4 protein-coding genes are annotated in these 3,704 nt (G+C 70.6%); all 4 read left to right on the top strand.

From position 1 onward, the window contains the following. Positions 1 to 583, top strand: a 583-nt coding sequence (locus tag QH283_RS23550) for a carbonic anhydrase (RefSeq protein ID WP_280505121.1), incomplete at its 5' end; no start/stop codon positions are given. A 137-nt stretch (positions 584 to 720) separates the two neighbouring features. Then, positions 721 to 1,125 (top strand): TIGR02611 family protein, encoded by a 405-nt coding sequence (locus QH283_RS23545; protein ID WP_280505122.1) that lies wholly within the window; start codon positions 721 to 723, stop codon positions 1,123 to 1,125. Further along, on the top strand, positions 1,098 to 1,805 hold the full coding sequence (locus QH283_RS23540; RefSeq protein WP_280505120.1) for a (2Fe-2S)-binding protein: 708 nt from the start codon (positions 1,098 to 1,100) through the stop codon (positions 1,803 to 1,805). Before QH283_RS23545 ends, QH283_RS23540 begins: the two co-directional genes overlap by 28 nt. Before the next feature lie 132 nt (positions 1,806 to 1,937). Then, positions 1,938 to 3,704 (top strand): threonine--tRNA ligase (gene thrS, locus QH283_RS23535; RefSeq protein ID WP_280505119.1); only part of this gene is annotated, 1,767 nt, incomplete at its 3' end.

Here is a 3,704-nt window from a genome sequence, read left to right as displayed (position 1 = left end):
TTCCAGGATCGTGCCCAATGTCATCACCAACAGCGGGCCCGGCGATCTGTTCACCGTCCGCAATGTCGGCAATCTGGTCCCCGCCGGCGGGGACGCTTCCATCGACGCCGCGCTGACCTTCGCGCTCGAGGAGCTGACCGTGCGCTGCGTGGTGGTGTGCGGGCACTCCGGCTGCGGCGCCATGACCGCGCTGCGCTCCGGCGGCGCCGCCGATCCCGGGCTCGCGCCGTGGCTGGTGCACGCGCAGCCGAGCTTGCGGCGCTTCCTGGACGGGCACCCGGTCGCCGCGGCCGCGCGCGCCGCGGGCTATTCCGAGATCGACCAGCTCGGCATGGTCAATGTGGCGGTGCAGGTGGACAACCTGCGGCGGCATCCCGCGGTGCGCAGAGCGGCCGCCGAGCGTGGTGTCACGGTGTCGGGACTGTTCTTCGACATCGCCACGGCGCGGGTGGTCGAGGTGACCGCCGAGGGCATCGTCCCGATCGGCGAACCGGTGGCCGCGCGGGCGGGCGCGCGGCCGGCCGGGCCAGGCAGACAGGACCCTGCCGGGGAGCGCACCACGGGCCTGCCGGAACTGGTGTGAATCTCTAGGCTGGCGAGGTGAGCATCGTGCCGGATTCCACAGGCGGGTCGAGCCCGCGGACCACGACCTCCGAGGCGCCGCGGCAGGCGGGCGAGACGACCAGCCGACGTGCGGACACCTGGCGCCGCCGGACCTCTCTGGCGTTGCGACATCGCCTGCGCGCCTTCCGCGCGTGGGTGGCCGCCCGGCCTACGCTGAACCTCGCCTACCGGATCGGAATCGGTGTCGTCGGCACGATCGTGCTCGCCGTCGGCATCCTCGCGATCCCCTATCCGGGGCCCGGCTGGGCCATGGTGTTCGCCGGCCTCGGCATCCTCGCCAGCGAATTCGCGTGGGCGCAGCACGTCCTGCGCTGGGTGCGTCACCGGTACCGGAAGGTGATGGCGTGGTACTCGGCGCGCGGCCTGGGCATCCGGGTGCTCGGCGTGCTCCTCACGGCCGCCGTGGTCGTGGCCACGCTGTGGGTTCTCAACACGTTCGGATGGTTCGCCGGCTGGATCGGAGTCGAATGGGAATGGTTGCGCAGTCCACTACAACGCTGAGCAGTGCAACACCGAGCAATACAGCACCGAGCAATACAGCACCGAGCGGTACGGCGCCCGCGATCGCGCTGACCCGCCCCTCCTGGGTGCGGGACCGGATCGCGGCGCTCGGCGCCTCCTGGGGCGCAGGCGCGCCCCGCGTCGCCGGGACGCTGTGGTGGTGCATGGTCGCCTCGGCACTGGTGGACCAGGTGATCGCCGCGCGTGCCGAGGGCAGGCCCGCCCCGCCCGCCGGGCTGGAGGCACTGGACTGCGAACTGCGCCCCGACGGCGGGATCGAGCGGATGATCCCGCGCCCGGAACGCGACGTCCGCACGGGCACGGGCGACCCCGACCTGCTCGCCGCGCTGTCCCTGCGCGAAACCCTCACCCGGATCGTCCCCGTGGTGGCCCAGGTGTCTGGTGCGGGCATGCCCGCCCTGTGGGCCGTCGTCGCCGACGCGATCGGCAACCGCGCCATCGACGCGGGCGCCCCGCAGCTGGCCACCGCCCTGGCGGGGCAGATCGGCGGCAAACTGCCCGTCCCGCGCTTCGTGGAGGCGGGCGGGCGCACCTTCGTCCGCCGCATCTCCTGTTGCCTGGTGTTCGAGGTCCCCGGCGCGCAGATGTGCACCAGCTGCCCCAAGCGCCCCGCCGACGAGCGCGCCGGCCTCCTGGAGAGATACAGCGCCGGTCACTGAGCGCGCGAGCGCCGGTCCATCGACACGCGCGTGCGCGGGTGCCGATAGCATGGTCGCGCCGGAGCGCACACGCCGCCGGTGTTGCCGCGCGGGAACCTGCCCGCCCCTGAACATGCCAAGGAGAGCGCCGTCGTGACGACCTCAGCCCCGCTCAGTCCGTCCACCCTCGTCCGGGTGCCGGCCGGGACTACGGCGGGCGCCGCGGTGCGGGAAGCGGGACTGCCGACCAAGGGCCCGGACACCGTCGTGGTGGTTCGCGACTCGGAAGGCAACCTGAAGGATCTGTCCTGGACCCCCGAGGTCGACACCGAGGTCGAGGCCGTCGCCGCCTCCACCGAGGCCGGGCGCAGCGTTATCAGGCACTCGGCCGCGCACGTGCTCGCCCAGGCCGTGCAGCAGGAGTTCCCCGAGGCCAAGCTGGGCATCGGCCCGCCGATCAAGGACGGCTTCTACTACGACTTCCAGGTCGATCGCCCCTTCACCCCGGAGGATCTGGCCAAGCTGGAATCCAGGATGAAGAAGATCGTCAAGGGCGCGCAGCGGTTCTCCCGCCGCGTGGTCGAGATCGACGAGGCCAGGACCGAGCTGGCGGACGAGCCGTTCAAGCTGGAGCTGATCAGCGACAAGTCCGGCATCGACGACCCGGAGGTCATGGAGGTCGGCGGCAAGGAACTGACCATCTACGACAATCTCGACCCGCGCACGGGCGAGAAGGTCTGGGGCGATCTGTGCCGTGGCCCGCACATCCCCACCACCAAGTTCATCCCCGCCTTCAAGCTGACCCGCAGCTCGGCCGCCTACTGGCGCGGCGATCAGAACCGCGAGGGCCTGCAGCGCATCTACGGCACCGCCTGGGAGTCGGCCGAGGCGCTGGAGGAGCACCTGCACGTGCTGGCCGAGGCCGAGCGTCGTGACCACCGCAAGCTCGGCCTCGAACTCGACCTGTTCAGCTTCCCCGACGAGCTGGGCTCCGGCCTGCCGGTGTTCCACCCCAAGGGCGGCATCATCCGCAAGGAGCTGGAGGAGTACTCGCGCAGGCGGCACGTGGCGGCCGGCTACGAGTTCGTCAACACCCCGCACATCACCAAGGGCCACCTGTTCGAGGTCTCCGGCCACCTGGACTGGTACCGCGACGGCATGTTCCCGGCCATGCACCTGGACGCCGAGTACAACGACGACGGCACCGTGCGCAAGCCCGGCCAGGACTACTACGTCAAGCCGATGAACTGCCCGATGCACAACCTGATCTTCCGCTCGCGCGGACGCTCCTACCGGGAGCTGCCGTTGCGGATGTTCGAGTTCGGCTCGGTGTACCGGTACGAGAAGTCCGGCGTGGTGCACGGCCTGACCAGGGTGCGCGGCATGACCCAGGACGACGCGCACATCTACTGCACCAAGGAGCAGATGCACCAGGAGCTGACGAACACGCTGCAGTTCGTGCTCGGTCTGCTCGCCGACTACGGCCTCGACGACTTCTACCTGGAACTGTCGACCAAGGACCCGAAGAAGTTCGTCGGTTCCGACGAGATCTGGGACGAGGCCACCGAGACCCTGGCCAAGGTGGCCGAGGCCTCCGGGCTCGAGCTGGTGCCCGATCCGGGCGGCGCCGCCTTCTACGGCCCGAAGATCTCCGTGCAGGCCAAGGACGCGCTCGGCCGCACCTGGCAGATGTCGACCATCCAGCTGGACTTCAACCTGCCCGAGCGGTTCGACCTGGAGTACACCGCCTCCGACGGCAGCAAGCAGCGACCGGTGATGATCCACCGCGCGCTGTTCGGCTCCATCGAGCGGTTCTTCGGCGTGCTCACCGAGCACTACGCGGGCGCCTTCCCGGCCTGGCTCTCGCCGGTGCAGGTGGTCGGCATCCCGGTCGCCGAGGCCTTCGCCCCGCACCTGGAC

Source organism: Nocardia farcinica (assembly GCF_029867845.1).
Lineage (GTDB): Bacteria > Actinomycetota > Actinomycetes > Mycobacteriales > Mycobacteriaceae > Nocardia > Nocardia farcinica_A.
This window is presented reverse-complemented; position numbering and strand designations above follow the sequence as displayed.

Excerpts from the sequence above, each read along its gene's own strand:
- QH283_RS23540 (WP_280505120.1), top strand. The coding sequence starts at position 1,098 with ATGGTTGCGCAGTCCACTACAACGCTGAGCAGTGCAACACCGAGCAAT.